The 18,149-nt window shown below is 27.7% G+C and carries 15 protein-coding genes; 1 reads left to right on the plus strand and 14 read right to left on the minus strand.

Features of this window, described 5'->3' with window-relative positions; all coding sequences use genetic code 11:
- Positions 1–9: 9 nt before the first annotated feature.
- The 14 genes from SFBMNL_RS07695 to murC all read right to left on the minus strand — a co-directional run bounded on the left by SFBMNL_RS07695 (position 10) and on the right by murC (position 17,617).
- Positions 10–1,545, minus strand: a complete 1,536-nt coding sequence (locus SFBMNL_RS07695; RefSeq protein WP_005805080.1) for a putative polysaccharide biosynthesis protein — start codon at positions 1,543–1,545, stop codon at positions 10–12.
- A 115-nt stretch (positions 1,546–1,660) separates the two neighbouring features.
- Positions 1,661–2,209, minus strand: coding sequence for a stage V sporulation protein T (gene spoVT / locus SFBMNL_RS07700; protein WP_005805079.1), 549 nt, complete (start codon positions 2,207–2,209; stop codon positions 1,661–1,663).
- A 102-nt stretch (positions 2,210–2,311) separates the two neighbouring features.
- The gene (locus SFBMNL_RS07705; RefSeq protein WP_007440409.1) at positions 2,312–3,301 is read right to left on the minus strand and encodes a peptidylprolyl isomerase; all 990 of its coding nucleotides are present in this window, start codon (positions 3,299–3,301) and stop codon (positions 2,312–2,314) included.
- A gap of 36 nt (positions 3,302–3,337) precedes the next feature.
- Complete coding sequence (locus SFBMNL_RS07710; protein WP_042295134.1) at positions 3,338–4,357, minus strand: peptidyl-prolyl cis-trans isomerase; 1,020 nt, start codon at positions 4,355–4,357, stop codon at positions 3,338–3,340.
- A gap of 28 nt (positions 4,358–4,385) precedes the next feature.
- Complete coding sequence (gene mfd, locus SFBMNL_RS07715; RefSeq protein WP_042295136.1) at positions 4,386–7,895, minus strand: transcription-repair coupling factor; 3,510 nt, start codon at positions 7,893–7,895, stop codon at positions 4,386–4,388.
- 17 nt (positions 7,896–7,912) lie between these two features.
- Entirely contained in the window at positions 7,913–8,467 is a 555-nt protein-coding gene (gene pth / locus SFBMNL_RS07720; protein WP_042295138.1) for an aminoacyl-tRNA hydrolase, read from the minus strand.
- Positions 8,468–8,515: 48 nt separating this feature from the next.
- The gene (locus SFBMNL_RS07725) at positions 8,516–9,352 is read right to left on the minus strand and encodes a S1C family serine protease (RefSeq protein WP_005805075.1); all 837 of its coding nucleotides are present in this window, start codon (positions 9,350–9,352) and stop codon (positions 8,516–8,518) included.
- Positions 9,353–9,395: 43 nt separating this feature from the next.
- Positions 9,396–10,799 (minus strand): sensor histidine kinase, encoded by a 1,404-nt coding sequence (locus SFBMNL_RS07730; protein ID WP_042295141.1) that lies wholly within the window; start codon positions 10,797–10,799, stop codon positions 9,396–9,398.
- On the minus strand, positions 10,799–11,485 hold the full coding sequence (locus SFBMNL_RS07735) for a response regulator transcription factor (protein ID WP_005805073.1): 687 nt from the start codon (positions 11,483–11,485) through the stop codon (positions 10,799–10,801). Before SFBMNL_RS07735 ends, SFBMNL_RS07730 begins: the two co-directional genes overlap by 1 nt.
- Positions 11,486–11,663: 178 nt before the next feature.
- Positions 11,664–12,641 carry a ribose-phosphate pyrophosphokinase gene (locus tag SFBMNL_RS07740; RefSeq protein ID WP_042295143.1) on the minus strand — a complete coding sequence of 326 codons (978 nt, stop codon included), beginning with the start codon at positions 12,639–12,641 and terminating at the stop codon, positions 11,664–11,666.
- 17 nt (positions 12,642–12,658) lie between these two features.
- Positions 12,659–14,020 (minus strand): bifunctional UDP-N-acetylglucosamine diphosphorylase/glucosamine-1-phosphate N-acetyltransferase GlmU, encoded by a 1,362-nt coding sequence (gene glmU, locus SFBMNL_RS07745; protein WP_042295146.1) that lies wholly within the window; start codon positions 14,018–14,020, stop codon positions 12,659–12,661.
- A gap of 97 nt (positions 14,021–14,117) precedes the next feature.
- A complete protein-coding gene (gene asnS, locus SFBMNL_RS07750) occupies positions 14,118–15,506 on the minus strand; it encodes an asparagine--tRNA ligase (protein WP_005805070.1) in 1,389 nt (462 codons plus the stop codon).
- Positions 15,507–15,522: 16 nt separating this feature from the next.
- A complete protein-coding gene (locus SFBMNL_RS07755; protein ID WP_242838754.1) occupies positions 15,523–16,188 on the minus strand; it encodes a metallophosphoesterase family protein in 666 nt (221 codons plus the stop codon).
- Positions 16,189–16,231: 43 nt separating this feature from the next.
- Positions 16,232–17,617: a UDP-N-acetylmuramate--L-alanine ligase gene (gene murC / locus SFBMNL_RS07760; RefSeq protein WP_042295151.1), complete on the minus strand. Its 1,386-nt coding sequence runs from the start codon at positions 17,615–17,617 to the stop codon at positions 16,232–16,234.
- Between the two features lie 177 nt (positions 17,618–17,794).
- Here murC and spoVG point away from each other — a divergent pair, with 177 nt between their 5' ends.
- Positions 17,795–18,067: a septation regulator SpoVG gene (spoVG, locus tag SFBMNL_RS07765; RefSeq protein WP_005805066.1), complete on the plus strand. Its 273-nt coding sequence runs from the start codon at positions 17,795–17,797 to the stop codon at positions 18,065–18,067.
- Positions 18,068–18,149 lie beyond the last annotated feature (82 nt).

The following is an 18,149-nucleotide window of genomic DNA, read 5'->3' on the forward strand; positions in this document are numbered from 1 at the left end:
ACTACACACTTATTTAATAGATGTAAATATACTACTTAACTCTCTCATTTTAAATAAAACAAGACTCAAAATGTATATAATACCTCCAATTATCCCACATATAAAAATACTTAACACTGTACTCCCAGACATCTTATAAAAATAATCAAATGATAATAATGCTATTATTATCATTAAAAGAGAAGAAAATAGAGGTGTTATTATTATATCCAATATATTCAAATTTATATTTAATTTTTTCTTAATTGCACTAAAATTCAAATAACTTGTTAATATGTATGAAAATATTGTAGCTAAAACTGCACCATATATATTAAATTCAGAGTTTCCAGTTAAAATTAAGGTCACTATGACTTTAATAAAACACCCTATCAAAAGATTAATAACTGGTCTTATATAATTATTTGTACTTTGAAGTATAGATATTGATACTTGAGAAAAAATTATAAAGGGTATACTAACTGCTGCATATCTCAATATATTGTATCCATCTGTATTGTTTGGAAATATCACATTCATTATAGGATATGCTAAAAAATACATAGATATAAAACAAGGAAATGCTATATAGCTTGACAATTTAAAACACATAATAACCTTATCCTTAAACTCTTCCATTTTATTTAAAACAAAAAGTCTAGATAACGTTGGTATCACAGATGTTCCTAAAGCAACCGCAAGTGCAAGAGGAACATTTATAATAACAGAAACCTTACCAGTTAACTGTCCATATAATACCGTGGCCTCTCTATTAGTATATCCAGCATTCAAAAGCATTTGAGGGACTAAAATCGAATCTATCAAAACCATTATTGTTGATACTGTAGCCCCAAGAGATAATGGTATTGCTATTTTTAATATCTTACCTACATATTTCCTACCATTTATATTTTTTCTATTTATGCCATCAAAATATTTTATACTAAATTTCAAATACATAATAACAATAAATACCGTTGCTATTATTCCACCTATTACAGCACCAAAAGATGCGCCTCCAGCTGCATAGTGTATACCCTTATATAAAAGCAGGTAAGCAAGCGATACTCCAACCACAACTCTTATAATTTGTTCAATTATTTGAGAAATCCCTGTTGGAACCATATTCTCCATTCCCTGAAATACTCCCCGAAAAACACCCAAAAGACATACACTAATAGGTGCTATAGATATTCCAATGAAACAAAGATAAACCTTACTATCCCATTTGAGTAAATTTATTATCGGATTTGAAAATACTAACAAGATAATGCTTGTACCTACTCCTAAAAATATCATAATCCTAAGAGAAGCTTTTATTATACTTACTATAGATTCCTTATCTCCATATGCAGATCTCTCAGATACAAATTTTGAAACAGCAATAGGCATTCCTGACACAATACCAATAAAAAACATGTATAATGGATATGTCATTTGATAGTACCCAATTCCTTCATCACCTATAAGCATAACAAGAGGCCATCTGAAAAATATCCCCAAAAATTTTGCAATTATACTGCTTACACTAAGTATAAGTGTTCCTTTTATTATCTTATTTTTCATAAATCCCCCAAACAATAAATGATAATACACTTAATTATTATTTAATAATATAAAAAATATTACTAAATAAAAAAATTAAAAAGCTATGAAATCATAGCTTCTCAATATGTAAAATTTATTCCATTTGCTTCCCTAAAAATGATGCAGCTGTTTCAGCAAGCTTTTGCTCAACTATCCCAAGCTTATCGTCACCCTCTTTTGATAATATTATTACAGAACCTATTGTATCTCCTTCTGCAACAATTGGTGAAATTATTTGAGAAGAGTATTTATTCTCTAAATTCTCATCAATGCATAATGGTAAAAATTCTTCTTGATTTGTTATACACAATGTTTTTCTATTCTCTAATACTTTCTCAAGCTCCGGACTTATTTTCTTATCTAAATACTCTTTTTTAGATATACCACAAACCGATATGAATTCATCTTTATCAGAAATTAAAACTATATTACCTATAGCCTGTTGAAGTGACTCTGCATATTCTTTTGAAAAATCACTCAATTCTTCTATTGGAGAGTACTTCTTTAATATAACCCCACCATCTCTATCAGTAAATATTTCGAGTGGGTCACCCTCTCTTATTCTTAGAGTCTTTCTTATTTCTTTAGGTATTACAACTCTCCCTAAATCATCTATTCTTCTAACAATTCCAGTTGCTTTCATTAATTCTTTTCCTCCTCAAATTCACAGATAACTTACTTGACATACTTATTATTTATCATTTCTGTTATTTTATACATAACATAGAAAAAAAGAGTAGTAATACTACTCTTTTTTACCAGTTATATTCTCTGTATATATCTTTACATCATATTTTTCCTTTACCTTTGTAAACAAAGAATTTATTGTTTCATTTATTTTATCACTCTTTAATGTATCTTCTATATCTTTAGAAACTCTATCTAAATCTTGAGTCCATTCTTTAGAATTAATATTTTCAACTTTTATAATGTGATATCCAAATTGAGTCTTAACAGGTCCTCGAATTTCGCCTTCTTTCATATCCTTTACTTCATCCATAAACTCTTTTACAAGTTGTGAATTATCAAACTCTTGGTAACCTAAATATCCATCAACATTAGCACTTCCATCTTGGCTATAAGTTCTTGCAAGTTTACCAAAATCTTCTCCATCATTTAGTTTTTCTAATACAGTATTAGCAGTGTCTTCATCTGCTACAAATATATGGTATACATCTGCCCCTGGACCCTTTACAAATTTAGTCTTATTGTCATTATAATACTGTTTTATTTCACTTGATGATATTTTCAAATTATCAGTCTCTTTATTTATAAGTTCTTCTATAATAAGTGATATTTTAAGCTTATTTTTATAATCTTCTTCATCTTTAAATCTACTATTTATTATAGCCGTTTCAAATGCCTCATCACTTCCGAAAATGCTCTTCATATTTTCAAATTCTTCGTCTACTTTCTCTTGTATCTCAGCATCATCAACTAATGATTCATCCTTTGCATATTGAACTAATGCTTTTTGTTCTACATACTGTTCAACTAAATCTAAATATACATTTTTAAAATCTTCAGATTCCTTATAATTTTCTCCATATTGAGTTATAAATCCATTTTTAAGCCCACTATAGTATTCATCTACTTCTGTTTTGGTAATATCCTCTTTCTTTATTCTTGCAACAATATTTTCATCTTTCGGTGTACCCCCACCAATACAAGAATATAAAAAACATATTGTTACTATTGGAGCTAAAACTAATGATGTAATCTTTCTAAATTTCATATTATAATTCCTCCTAAGATTATTGAAGCATTAAGATTATTTTACCTTAAGTTTCTTCTCTTTAAATAAATTCTCAGAAAACTCAGTAACAGCCTTATTCCTTTTCTCATATAATAAAGTCTCTTCTATTTCAGATTTCACAGATTCAAAATCAGTATATTGATCCTCAGTTCTAACATCTGTAACTTTTATTATATGATAACCAAACTGAGTTTTAACAGGGTCTGATATTTCACCCTCTTTTAAATTCTTTGCGCCAGCTAAAAAATCAGCATCATAATTAGTATTATCATACTCAACAAATCCTAAACTTCCACCTGTTTGACTAGTTGCATCCTTGTTTAATTCTTTTGCTATATCTTCATATTTCTCTCCATTATTAAGTCTTTCTTTAACTTTTAGTGCCTCTTCTTCTGTGTCAACTAAAATATGATACATAATAGCTCCAGGACGTGTTATGTATTTAGTATCTTTATTATCTTCATAATATTTATTTAATTCCTCTTCAGTGACACTAACATCCTTTATAAGATCATCAACTAAAGCATTTATCTTTATTATGTCCCTCTGTTTATTTTTATAATCTTCCTCATCTACATAAAAAGCTTCATTCAATGCTTTATTAAATCGTTCTTGATCTATTTTATGACCGTGCCCATCATCCACACCATTCTCTTCATCTATAAATAAATCCTTAACTGCGTGTAATGACTCCTCTACCTTATTATTTATCTCTTCTTCAGAGATAAGCCCTCTTTTATCAAACTCTTCTATTAAAATAGAATTTTGAGAATAATTCTCTGCAAAAGCTTTCAATTGATCATTCAAATATCCAGCATCATTTTTATAATTTTCTCCATATCTTTGAACTAAAGCATTATGAAATCCTGCAAAGTAATCCTCAACCTCCCCTCTAGTTATCTTTCTCCCTTCATAAGTTGCCAAAACTTCCTTTCTTATAGCCTCTTCTGTTTTTTCAATAGTACTACAAGAAGAAACTGTAAAAAGAATCGATAATGATATACAAACCCTACTTAATATTTTGTTAAATTTCATTTTAAAATATCCTCCCAATTATTAAGCTTTATTGTTTTTTAACATCTTTTATTAAATTTTCTAACAATTTTATAAATTCATCAATCATAACACTCTTATCGTCACAATCAATTTTATAATAAAAACAAGGCTTATCACCCAAATTAAATGTTACCTTACCTTGATAATTATTACATATATAATTAAATCCATAATCATCTAAAAAATCTTTGCTCTTATACTCAAATAAAATCTTATCGCCTATTTCTTTTATTTGAGAAAAACCCAATTTCTTCCCTAGAGCTCTTATATATGATATCTTTATTAAATTATCGATCTCAAAAGGTATTACAGAAAACCTATCCATAAGTTCCTCTTTTATATATGATATATCCTTTTTATCCTCAATACACGATATTTTTTTATATATTTCAAGTTTTTGCATTTCATCTTCTATGTAATTATCTTTTATATAGACATCAATCTTTATATCAACAACTGTATTTACTTCTACACAAGTAACTTCTCCCTGAAGCATCTTTATAGCATCCTCAAGCATCTTACAATAAAGGTCATACCCAACAACACTCATTTGGCCATGTTGAGACTCACCAATTAAATTCCCAGATCCCCTAATTTCCAAATCTTTCATTGCTACTTTAAACCCAGATCCAAGTTCTGTAAAATCCTTGAGCGTCTTTAATCTCTTCTCTGCAACTTCACTTAAAACTCTATCTTTTTTATAAGTTAGATATGCATATGCTACTTTATTACTTCTACCAACTCTACCTCTTAGTTGATATAACTGAGATAAACCAAATTTATCTGCATTATGTATAATTATAGTATTAGCATTTTTTATATCAATCCCTGTTTCAATTATAGTTGTACATACAAGAAAATCTATATCCTTATTTAAAAATTTTATTAATATATCTTCTATTTCTCTTTCGCCCATTTGACCATGAATAACAGAAAATCTACATTCAGGAACCAAATTTTGAAGATAAATATTCATTTTATCTATGTTTTCAACACTATTATACAAGAAAAATCCTTGTCCACATCGTGAAATTTCTTTCATAATAGCTCCTCTTACTAATTGATCACTATATTCAACAACAAAAGTTTGAACTGGGTATCTATCTTCGGGTGGAGTATCTATTACACTAATATCGCGTACACCAACCATTGACATATGAAGTGTTCTAGGTATAGGTGTTGCACTTAAACTAAGAACATCAATACTCTCTTTCATCTCTTTTATCTTTTCTTTATGTTTAACTCCAAACCTTTGTTCCTCATCTATAATTAAAAGTCCTAAATTTTTAAATTGAACATCTTTAGATAAAAGTCTATGGGTTCCTACAATTATATCAATCTCTCCAAGTTTTAATTTAGATAATGTCTCCTTCTGCTGTTTAGTGGTTCTAAACCTACTTAAAACATCAACGTTAAATGGGAATCCTTCAAACCTCTTCTTTATATTATTATAATGCTGATCTGCAAGAATCGTTGTTGGTACTAAAAATACAACCTGTCTTTTATCAACTACAGCCTTAAACATTGCTCTAAGGGCAACCTCAGTTTTCCCATATCCAACGTCACCACATAGTAGTCTATCCATAGGTTTATCTGACTCCATATCCTTTTTAATATCTTCTATAGCCAATAATTGATCTGGTGTTTCTACGTATGGGAATTCTTGCTCAAATTGAGACTGCCAAGTACTATCTTTAGAATAAGCATACCCCTTTAAAATATTTCTCTTAGCATACAATTTAACTAAATTATATGCAATTTCATCAATGGACCTCCTAGTTTTTGTCTTTATCTTAATCCATTCACTTCCACCTAATTTATTTACTTTAGGACTCTTACCTTCAATACCTATGTACTTTTGAACCAAATCAAGCTGTTCTATAGGAACATATAACTTATCTTTTTTATCATACTCTATATCTAAATAATCTCTCTGAATTCCCTGAAAATCTATCTTCTTAATTCCTTTATATACCCCAATTCCATGATTCACATGTACTATATAATCACCTGGTTTAAGATCATAAAAACTCCTTATTTTCGTCAATCCTTTTTTAGATGACGAGAAGCTCTTTCTCTGTTTTCTTTGTTGATCATAGCCAAAAATTTCCTGATCACATATAACATATAAACTAAAATCTGAAAAATCATATCCTTCATTTAAATATCCAAGAGATATAAAAACCTTACCATTACAAATATTGTTAATATCATTACATAAAGTAGACTCTATACCATATTCAATCAATAATTCCTTTAATTTTTTACATCTAGGTTCAGATGAAGATAGTATTATAACGCAATAGTCTTCGCTAAGTTTATCCTTTATTTCATTTAATATAACGCTTATTTTGCCATCCATTTTTATGATGTTCTTAGTTTTAAATTCAATAATAGTATCTTTATTATAATAATTAAATAAATTAAATGATAAATTATTTATTTTATTAACCTTTGATATTAACTTATCTTTATCTATAAGAAGATTAATTTGATTTGGTAAGACCTCACCTCTCAAAAGAAGCATATCAAAATTACTAATAAACCTATCATATACGATATCTAAGGTTTCCATACATTTTTTATACTCATCTAAAAGTACAAAAGAGTTACTCATAAATTCAAAAAATTCAGAAAGATATTTATGTAAATAGGGTATTATAATATTGTATTCATCATAAAAATTACCCTCTCTTAATTTATCCAATATAAAATTAAACTTGGTGCTTAATTTTTCTTTCACCTCTAAATCATTTATCCCTGTTATATGTTCTCTAAAATCCTTCTCAAGATTTTCATAAAGCTTACTTTTCTCTTCATCATTTAAAATAAATTCCTTACACTGTATGATTTTAATACTTTGAATAGATTCAATACTCATTTGAGTTGTCACATTAAAACTCTTTATATTATCTATTGTATCTCCAAAAAATTCGATTCTATAAGCACATGAGAAGTTTATAGGAAAAATGTCTATAATTCCACCTCTTACAGCATACTGTCCCTTCTGTTCAACCTTATATACTTTTTCATATCCAATAGAAAATATATCATTTATAAACTTTTCAAATTCATACTCCATATTTATATAAATATCAATATCTAATTTAATAAACCTACTATTGTTACTCATATATAATGAAATTAAGCTCTCTATAGAAGTGCATATTATCTTATTCTCAGTTGAACACACCTCTCTGAAAGCTATAATTCTATCAAATTTTAAATCACTTGAAAACGCCTCTATATTATAAAAAACATTTTCTCTTTCTTGAAAATACACGCAATTATCTGTATAAACTCTTATATTTTCATACATTTCTTTAGCCTCATAATTGCTCGCTGATATTACAAAAATTTTCCTATTAATTTTTTCAAATATACCATAAATTATATTAGCCTTAGTGGAACCGACAAGTCCACATACATCAATATTCTTATTATTTTCTATTGAAAATAATATATTTTGAAATTTTTCAGAATTAAAAATTCTATTATTAATTCCTTCTAGTTTCATAAAACACCGCCCATTACTTAATTGAACAAATTCATAGCCTCAACTAATTTTCCTTCTATAATCATTCTAATACAAGTAGATATATCTTCATATTTACTATCTAACATACGCATTTCATCATATGTGAATTTAGACAACACATAATTAGATAAATCAATATTTTTATTTTCTCCAATTCCTATCTTTATCCTTTTAAATTTATCAGTATTTATCTTATTAATTATATCTTTTATGCCATTATGACCACCATGAGATCCTCTCTGCTTAATTCTAATCTTTGATACATCTAAATATATATCATCATAAATAACAAGCAAATCATCAATACTTATTTTAAAGTAATTAATAATTTCAAGCACAGCACTCCCACTTAAATTCATAAAAGTTTTTGGTTTCATACACATGATATTCTTACCTGAAATAATACCAGTACCATAATATGATGTATCATTTTCATTATCTAAACTAATATTAAAATCTTCACAAATTCTATCAAGCATAATAAATCCAACATTATGTCGAGTATTATTATATCTACTTCCAATGTTACCAAGCCCAACAATTAAAAACATTAAACTCCAACTCCTAAACATCAAAATAAGAGTGCAACAAATAATAAACTAAGTTGCACTCTTTATAATATCCTGCACAATTTTTATAACATCTCCTGATGAAATATAAGTTGATTCACAATCAGATAATTTAAATTTTTCATTTAACGCACAACTACTCATACCAATTATTTCTCCATTTATATTACATATAGGTCCACCTGTATTTAAAATATTAGTACAAAAATTGCTTTTTATAAACTTCACTTCTCTATCTAAATCATCTTTAAGTATATTTATACCACTAACTACTCCAGGATAAATAGAATACGAATTAACCTTTCCAAAAGAATTGCCTATAGAAATAACATTTAAACCATATGATACTTCTGATAAATCTTCTTTTAAATCTCCCTTGGTATAATCATTCCCATTTATTTTTAACAAACAAATATCACACTCTTTATCATAACCAATAACTTTCGCTTCCTTTATGAAATCAAGAGCAGTCGGAAATTTCACATAAATCCTATCAGCATTCTTAATACCACTAAAATTCGTCAATATGTATCCATCTTCAGAATAAATAATCCCTGTTAAATTATTTTGAAACAAATCTTCACTATCCCTTATATAAGCATTTACACTAACTATGGATTTATTTATTTTATTCAAAACACTCACTATATTATAATCATACTCGTCTCCAAACCTATCATATCGTATACTATCATACATATCTGAAAAAAATACATTATGCACAAAAACGCTTCCCATTATCCCAAACAAAAAAGAAATTATTGTATTTACTAAAATAACCCACAACATCTTATTTACATTTATCATTCTTTTTTGCTTAAATACTATGTGGACCTTATCTCTACGCATATTTTCTCTATTAAACACAATAACCCCTACCTAAAATAAAAATTTATAGAACTTATTAATATCAACTAGATAATTGCAATGTGAAAATAAAACTAACTCCTTGTTCCTTAGTCCTATTTTCAACCCATATATCTTCTCTAAACTGAGATATTATATTCCTAACTATAGATAACCCAAGGCCAGTACTCCCTCTTCTAGTCCTAGACTTATCATTTTTATAAAATCTTACCCAGATATTATTAAATTCATCCTCACTTAAAAGTTTAGCTGTATTAAAGATATTAACTACAGCTTTATTATTCTTTATTTTTGTAGAAATATTTATTCGTTTCTTATTATCACAATACTTAATAGCGTTAGCAATTAAATTATTTAAAACCTGTACAAGTCTATCCTCATCAGCAACAACGTTTATAGAATTTTGTTCAAAAAATACTTCCATAACTATATCATTTTGCTCTATCTCCTGCTCAAAATTTTTAACTGTATACTTTATGAGAGAATTTAACTCTATTACTCTTGGTCTTAATGTAAATTTACCAGATTCTATAGCAGTTAAATCTAATAAATCATTTACAAGTCTAGATAATCTTTTTACCTCATCATATACGATAGTTAACTTTTCAATATGATCCTTAGGTGATATTATGCCATCTAAAATACCACTCAAAAATCCTATAATCGTTGTAAGAGGTGTTCTCAATTCATGAGATACATTAGATAAAAACTCCCTCCTATTCGAATCAATTTTATCTAATGACTCTGCCATGTAATTAAATGAATTTGATAATTCACCAATCTCATCCTTAGAATTTATATATACTCGCTTACACACATCACCTGAAGCAAATCTTTTAGCTGTATTATTTATAATTTCTATAGGTTTAACTAATATCTTCCTTAACAATAAATAGTAAATAACACCAATAATAATCATGAGAAAAATATATAAAATAATCATAAATACCTTAATATTCAATAATTTTAAAGATATATAGCCATCATCTAATATTAAAGTAATAGAACCTTTGTAAATATTTGAATTATACAAAGGTTTAGTAAGTTTATACACTTTCTTTTGAAGATCAGAATCATATACACTAATTTTTGTTATTACATCTTTCTCAATATTTATTTGCTTACCTAACAGATTCTTATGTACTGAATTAGATACTAAATAAACATACCCAATAGCATCTGATAAAATCAGATCAACCCCTGAATATTTATTAAATTTCTCAACATATTCCCATAAATACTTACTATTTTCAATTGTTGAATTATTTATATATTCAAGAGCTAAATCTGATATTACATCTGACTGAATTTCTAGATCATCTATACATAGATCAACTAGTGTTAATTCATAAAATGAATAAATTAAAAAGGAAAATAACATAAAAACAATAGTTGTTACCGATAAAAAATAAAATAATATTTTATTAATAATACTATGTTTTGACACTACTTCACCTCAAATTTATATCCTACACCCCAAACTGTTTCTATTTGCCAATTCATTCCACCATTTAACTTCTCTCTCAGTCTTTTTATATGTACATCAACCGTTCTAGAATCCCCTGGATAATCATATCCCCAAACCTCACAAAGCAAATTTTCTCTAGTAAAAACCTTATTTCTATTTGACGCTAAATAATGCAATAATTCAAACTCTTTAGGTGGCATTTTTATATCATTACCTTTAAAAATAACTGTATAAGAGTTTATATCTATGATCAAATCTGTAAATAAAAGGCTCTCCCTTATATAGTTATCGGTATTAAATCTTCTCATTACAGCCTTTATTCTAGCCAACAATTCTTTAGGCTCAAATGGTTTAACCATATAGTCATCAGCACCAAGTTCTAAAGCCAAACATTTATCAAACAATTCACCTTTAGCTGTAAGCATTATTATTGGAACACTTGAATCCCTTCTAATCCATTTTAAAACCTCAGTACCATCTAAAACAGGCATCATAATATCAAGTATTACCAAATTAGGTTTATAATCTGGAAAAATTTCTTGGACTTCTCTACCATCACTACAAGACCTTATATCATAACCAGAGTTACCTAGATACATTTTTAAAACTTCTAATATGTTAACATCATCATCTACTATTAGAACCTTAACTGCATTTCCGTCCATCTTAACACTCCCTTATTTTGTGAACATTTTTATTATTTATATATAAATTCTAAATTATAAAAAACTCTCCTAACTATAATTACATTTATTGGTTAAATTTAATATTTTTAACATAAAAATACAACTAATTTCCCTTATAGTTTCCCATTATTTCGAAAAAATATACTAAAATATAGAGTTAAAATTTACCAAACAAAGGACTTAAACTCCTGCAATCATGTATTCTTCTTATAGCTTCTGCAAATATCGGTGCAACTGATAACATCTTAAATTTACTATTTTGTTCACACAATGAAGACTGTGAAATAGTATTTAAAAATACTAATTCTTTTATTTCCGAATTATTTATTTTTTCTACCGCATCACCAGAAAATACCCCATGAGTACAACAAGCATACACTTCTTTTGTTCCAAGTTCCATAAGTTTATTTGCAGCATTAACAATAGTACCAGCAGTATCTATCATATCATCAACCAATATAGCTATCTTATCTTTAACTTTCCCAATTACAGATAATACTTCTGAAACATTTTGGGTAGGTCTTCTTTTATCTATAATAGCCATAGGTACATCTCCACTTAATTTCTCAGCAAATACACGTGCTCTTTTAACACTTCCTACATCAGGAGAAACTATAACCAAATCACCATTAAATTCTTTTTTATCATAATACTTTGTAAGTACAGGTAATCCTAATAAATGGTCAACTGGTATGTTAAAATATCCTTGTATTTGAGGAGCATGTAAGTCCATAGTAAGAACCCGATTAGCTCCAGCTACAGTTATGATATCTGCTACTAATTTAGCTGTTATTGGATCTCTTGATTTAGCCTTTCTATCTTGACGAGCATATCCATAATAAGATATAACTGCAGTAATCCTCCCTGCAGATGCCCTCTTTAATGCATCTATTATTATCAAAAGTTCCATTAAGCTATCGTTTACTGTTAGTTTATCTGTTGCACAAATAGATTGAACAACAAATACATCCTCTCCTCTAATTGTTTCACTTATATCTACATTTATTTCTCCATCACTAAAATTCATAACTTTAGATTTTACAAGAGATGTATTTAAGCACGTTGCTATATTTTTAGATAATTCAAGATTAGAATTACCAGCAATTATTTTTATATTGTTGATCTGTTCTATCATTTAAAAGTTTCCTCCAATTACTTAAATTTATTTGTCACCCAATTCTCCTTATTAACTTGTTTACACCTACCAATAGCTAAACTATTTGATTTAACTTTCTCTGTGATAGTAGTCCCTGCTGCTACATAAGAATTTTCCTCTACAACAACAGGTGCAATCAGATTTGAATTACAACCAATAAAGCAATCATTACCTATAATAGTTTTATTTTTATTCTTACCATTATAATTAACCGTTATTGTAGAACAACCCAAATTACATCTCTCTCCAACTTCTGAATCTCCAATATAAGATAAATGTGGAATTTTTGTCCTATCACCAATTACAGAATTTTTAATTTCTACAAAATCCCCTAGTTTGACATTATCACCTATTAATGATCCCGGCCTTACATAAGCAAATGGGCCTATATTAGTGCCATTACCCACCTTAGAATCACAAATTATAGAAGCATCTATTATACAATCTTTTCCAATAAAACTATTAGATATCCTAGTATTGGGATATATTTCACTACCTTCTTTTACTAAAGTATTCCCTTTTAAATACACATTTGCATGTATAATTACATCACTCTCTATCCTAACATCAGAATCTATATAAGTAGAATCACTATCTATGATTGTGACTCCATTTTCCATATGTTTATCATTTATCTGTGATCTTAAAATACTATTAGCTAACCACAACTGTCTTCTAGTATCCACTCCAACTAATTCATTTTCATCAACCTTAACACTTCCTATTTTTTTACCACTCTTGCTAAATATCTCAATTATATCAGTCAAATAAAATTCGCCCTGATTATTAATTTTACCAATATTTCTTATGTCATTTCTTAAATCATCTATTTTAAAGCAATATATACTAGAATTAATTTCATTTATCATAAGTTCTGACTCGGAACAATCTTTAGCCTCTTTAATACGCTCAATTCCATTTTTCCCTCTGATTACTCTTCCATATTTTAAAGGATTTCTCAATTCAGATGTAATAATTGTGGATGAATTACCATCACTTATATGTCTTTCTATAAGCTTTTTAATATTCTCCTCTTTAATAAGTGGCATATCACAAGCAATAACCAAAACATCCCCAGATTTATTACCCCAAAATTTTTCAGCACACAATACGGCATCAGCAGTTCCTAATTGTTTCTCTTGAATAGAATACGACACATTTCTATTACCTATTGAATCAACTAAACTTTCTTTATGTTCCCCTATAATCACATTAATATCTTTAATTCCACATAATTCTAATTTATCTATTATTATGTTTATCATTTCCTTACCACAAATTTTATGAGTAGCCTTATGACGCGTAGACTTCATTCTACTTCCCCTACCCGCCGCTAGAATTATAGCACAAACATTCATAATAAACACCTCAAAGTTAATACTAATTCTATTATAAATTAACATTGTTAATATTTGCAATAATATAAAAAAAGATAGTTAACTTTAACTATCTTTCTTAAAATTCTGCATTTTGGGGCGTTCTCGGAAATGGTATAACATCTCTTATATTATTCATTCCAGTCAAATACATAACAAGTCTTTCGAGACCAAGACCAAATCCTGAATGTACAGTTTCTCCATATTTCCTTAAATCTAAATACCACCAATAATCTTCTTCATTAAGACCAAATTCATTTATTCTATTCTTTAAAACCTCATACCTTTCTTCTCTTTGACTACCTCCAATTACTTCACCAATTCCAGGTACTAAACAATCAAAAGAAGCTACAGTCTTATTGTCATCATTTAATCTCATATAAAAAGCTTTTATATATTTAGGATAATTATATAAAAATATAGGCCTCTTAAAATATTCTTCTGTTAAGTATCTTTCGTGTTCTGACTGTAGATCGATTCCCCATTCAACTCTATACTCAAATTTCTTACCACTCTTTAATAATATATCTACAGCATCTGTATAAGTAATTCTATCAAATCTATCATTAACAAGCTTATTTAATTTATCTAGTAATCCTTTTTCCACAAAATTATTTAAGAATTCAATTTCATCTTTACAATCTCTTAATACAAATTCAATTACATATTTAAGCATGCTTTCAGCTAGGTCCATAGCACCAAAAAGGTCAACAAATGAAGCTTCAGGCTCAATCATCCAAAACTCAGAAGCATGACGTGATGTATTTGAATTCTCTGCTCTAAATGTCGGTCCAAAAGTATATACTTTCCCTAGGGCAAGAGCCATAATTTCAGCTTCTAACTGCCCACTAACAGTTAAATTAGCCATCTTACCAAAAAAATCCTTAGAGTAATCCACTTCTCCATTATCTTCTCTAGGTATATTTTTAAAATCAAGTGTTGTTACTTTAAACATTTCTCCAGCACCTTCACAATCACTTGCTGTAATTATCGGAGAATTGATATATTCATATCCATTTTCCCTAAAAAACAAGTGTATTGCATAGGATACAACACTCCTTATTCTAAATACAGATAAAAAGGTATATGTTCTCGGCCTCAAATGCCCTATACTTCTTAAATATTCAAAAGTATGTCTCTTTTTTTGAAGTGGATAATCTTGATTCGAATTTCCTTCTAAATATATAGATATAGCTTTTATTTCAAAAGGTTGTTTATTTTTCGGTGTTAATACAACAGTACCTTCTATCTTAATAGTTGATGAAATTACATATGAGCAAACTTCATCATAATTTTTTAGATAATTTTCCATGACAATCTGTACATTTTTAAAGGAACTCCCGTCATTTATTTCTAAAAAAGCAATATTATTATTACTCCTTACACTCCTTAACCAACCATAAATTATTACATTTTTATTGCTATACTTTTCACAATTCTTATATAAATCATTAATATTTATTCTCAACTTCAATCATCTCCTTTTAATATGTATCTATATCATATGAATTTATAAGTATTTCTGGAAAATTCATCATCTTCATATCTTTATTAATTTTAGAAAATAAATGTTTACACTTCAATATCTTATAGTTATACACATTATTTGAAATATCCAAAACCCCACAAGAAACACCACCTATACTTGACACCGGTTTACCACAGCTTCCTGGTATTATAATACATTTTCCTTTACCAACTTTAATTTTATTTGGCGTATGTTCATAACCACAAACTAAAATATCTTCCTGAATATCTTGATCACTCTTATAAGGATTTTTATGTACAAACTTTATATTAAAATTTCCAAAATTCATAATTAATTCAGAAGGTAAACTAGATAAATAATATAAATTATTTTTTGTTAATTCCATAAACGTAAAATTTACGGAAAAACTATTTATAGTCCCCTCATTTATACAAGAAAAATCATTATTAATAACTGCAGAATCATATATACCCTTAATAGATATTATATGTTTCCTTTTAATAAAATTTACAACCTCATTAGGATGAGGTCCGTATCCAACAATATCTCCCAAACACAAGATAAATTCCACGCATTCCTTTTCCAATAAATCATAAATCTCCATTAAAGAATATAAATTTGAATGAACATTACTTATGATACCTATTTTCAATAAAGTCACAACCCCTTAAATTAAAATAAAGAGGTTAAAAAACCTCTCAAAACTACATATATATAAATTTATTACTTAACTCATAAATATTACCTGCACCAACCACTAAAAAAACATCTCCTTCTTCTCCCTTACCTTCCATATACTTAATCGCATCATCAAAACTTTTAGAATAATAACATTTCTGTCCGGTTGAAGCTATTTTTTCCTTTAAATCTATAGCTGTAATACCCCATATGTTTTTTTCCCTTGCCGCATATATATCAAATAATATAAGTTCTTCAATTCCATTAAAACTTTTTGAGAATTCATCAAGCAAAAATAATGTTCTACTATAAGTATGAGGTTGAAAAAAACAATATATCTTACCCTTAGTTACAGACTTAGTCATATCTATAAGAGCCTTTATCTCAGTTGGATGATGGGCATAATCCTCAATAATTTTAATCCCATATCTCTGCCCTTTTATCTCAAATCTTCTTTTAGGTAAATAAAAATCTAAAAGTGCTTCTTTAGTCTTACATATATCAATATCAGATATTAATGAAAATGTAATACCTGATAGAGCATTGAGTAAATTATGATCACCTATTACATTTATCTTAAATCCTTCATAAATCATATTTTTATATAAAATATCAAAACATATACTATTTTCAGTTCTAGATATATTAATAGCACTTACATCTCCGCACCCTATCCCATAAGATACTTTTTTGCAACTTGTATTATACAATACATCATATATAAGTCTATCAGAAGCACAATATATTAAGTATCCATCACTTGATATATTTTCTGCATATTTACTAAATGCCATTTTTATGTCACTTAAATCTTTATAATAATCCAAATGATCCCTATCTATATTTAATATAACACCTATATCTGTCTTGAAATTTAAAAACGAATGTTTATATTCACAAGCCTCTATAAGCAAATACTCGCTTTTACCTGATCTACAATTCCCATTAATTAAATCCAGCTCTCCTCCTATTAATATGGTAGGATCCAATCCATTATATATCATAATATAACTAAAAATAGATGTAGTACTTGTTTTACCATGAGTTCCCGATATAGTAACACACTTACTATATTTCTGGGTTAATTCTCCTAAAAATTCCGCTCTATTAATTACAGGTATTTTTTTTCTAATAGCTTCTTTAATCTCATCATTTTCATAATTAACAGCTGAAGTACACACAACAAGCCCAACAGTATCCTTAATATTCTTAGAATTATGTCCTACACTTATCTTACAACCTCTATTTTCCAAATTAATTGTTAATTGATTTTTACAAATATCACTTCCTGAAACCCTAAAACCTCTATCTAATAAAATTGATGCTATACCACTCATGCTAATTCCAGAAATTCCAACTAAGTGTATATATTTATTGTTTTTGATAATTCTATCTAAAAATATATCTCGCAAAAAAACACCCCTTAATTATATAGGACTTTTTATAATTATATACATTTTTTACTAAAAAAAATACACATTTATTAAATAATAATATATTTTTTTAAAACTTATTGTTATATTAATATATTTTTCTGTTTTTTACATAAACTACTTTCATAAATCGAAAAACTTATAGAGGTGAATTGAATGCAAGTTACAGATGTTAAAATCAGAAAAATCACTAACGAAGGAAAAATGAAAGCTATAGTTTCAATAACTTTAGATAATGAATTTGTTGTTCATGATATAAAAGTTATTGAAGGGGAGAATGGATTATTTATAGCTATGCCTAGCAGGAAAACTCCTAATGGGGAGTTCAAGGATATAGCCCATCCTATTTCAACAGAGGTAAGACAAAAATTCCAAACCGAAATATTAAAAAATTATAATATTGCACTAAATGAACAAGAGCAAATGTAATTCAATTAAAATAATGTATATAATATCATTTAGTTAAAAATTTATTTAAATAAGTTTTTAACTAGTATACTTATGTTATAAA

The sequence above is a fragment of the Candidatus Arthromitus sp. SFB-mouse-NL genome (genome assembly GCF_000709435.1).
Classification (GTDB): domain Bacteria; phylum Bacillota; class Clostridia; order Clostridiales; family Clostridiaceae; genus Dwaynesavagella.

Bases quoted from the DNA above. Each gene is read 5' to 3' on its own strand.
- mfd (WP_042295136.1), bottom strand. From the start codon at position 7,895: ATGAAACTAGAAGGAATTAATAATAGAATTTTTAATTCTGAAAAATTT.
- pth (WP_042295138.1), bottom strand. From the start codon at position 8,467: ATGTTTTTAATTGTTGGGCTTGGTAACATTGGAAGTAGATATAATAAT.
- spoVG (WP_005805066.1), top strand. From the start codon at position 17,795: ATGCAAGTTACAGATGTTAAAATCAGAAAAATCACTAACGAAGGAAAA.
- spoVT (WP_005805079.1), bottom strand. From the start codon at position 2,209: ATGAAAGCAACTGGAATTGTTAGAAGAATAGATGATTTAGGGAGAGTT.
- SFBMNL_RS07705 (WP_007440409.1), bottom strand. From the start codon at position 3,301: ATGAAATTTAGAAAGATTACATCATTAGTTTTAGCTCCAATAGTAACA.
- SFBMNL_RS07735 (WP_005805073.1), bottom strand. From the start codon at position 11,485: ATGGACGGAAATGCAGTTAAGGTTCTAATAGTAGATGATGATGTTAAC.
- glmU (WP_042295146.1), bottom strand. From the start codon at position 14,020: ATGAATGTTTGTGCTATAATTCTAGCGGCGGGTAGGGGAAGTAGAATG.
- SFBMNL_RS07740 (WP_042295143.1), bottom strand. From the start codon at position 12,641: ATGATAGAACAGATCAACAATATAAAAATAATTGCTGGTAATTCTAAT.
- SFBMNL_RS07695 (WP_005805080.1), bottom strand. From the start codon at position 1,545: ATGAAAAATAAGATAATAAAAGGAACACTTATACTTAGTGTAAGCAGT.
- SFBMNL_RS07710 (WP_042295134.1), bottom strand. From the start codon at position 4,357: ATGAAATTTAACAAAATATTAAGTAGGGTTTGTATATCATTATCGATT.